Origin of the sequence: Haloferula chungangensis (genome assembly GCF_042664875.1) — a bacterium.
Lineage (GTDB): Bacteria > Verrucomicrobiota > Verrucomicrobiia > Verrucomicrobiales > Akkermansiaceae > Haloferula > Haloferula chungangensis.
The window spans coordinates 1-521 of sequence record NZ_JBHTBS010000108.1 but is presented as its reverse complement, the minus strand read 5'-3'; the positions used below and the strand labels follow the sequence as shown (position 1 = coordinate 521).

The window sequence follows — 521 nt, the reverse complement described above, 5'->3', positions numbered from 1 at the left end:
CTTAGCAGGCGTTGGAACTGAATACTTAAACCATCTTCACTTCAACTACCGATTTGATGGATGGAGATATTAAAAAACCATGAAGCAAAATATGCTTCATGGTTTTTTTATCCTTTAAATATGAAAATTTCTTTATTGTAACCTGGTAAATATTTTAAACACAGTTTGTTTATGATATATGCAAATGGGAAGGGTACGATAAAGTATGCAACCGCGAGTTTTAAAATGTTCATCGTTGTCTCACCATCCATAAACTGAAGAGAATTAATAGGACCAACAAGTCCAGTGTATCCGAACCCTGCCGACATCGGTGTTCCTTGAATATTCATAAAATACCCAATCGCTCCAATTACAATACCATTGATTAAGAGCGGCACCGCAATAATCGGATGTTTAAAATAATTAGCCATCATCATTTTAGCTGTACCAATCGCAAGCGCTGTAATTGTCCCACGATTGTTCACGCCGATTGCACCGAACAAGAATACGTAACACGCTGCAACGATACCGAGGTTAGCAGC

1 protein-coding gene is annotated in these 521 nt (G+C 38.0%); it reads right to left on the bottom strand.

The window, feature by feature from the left end; all coding sequences use genetic code 11:
- Nucleotides 1-107: 107 nt before the first annotated feature.
- Nucleotides 108-521 (bottom strand): PTS sugar transporter subunit IIC (locus ACFQY0_RS21420; RefSeq protein ID WP_379717161.1); only part of this gene is annotated, 414 nt, incomplete at its 5' end.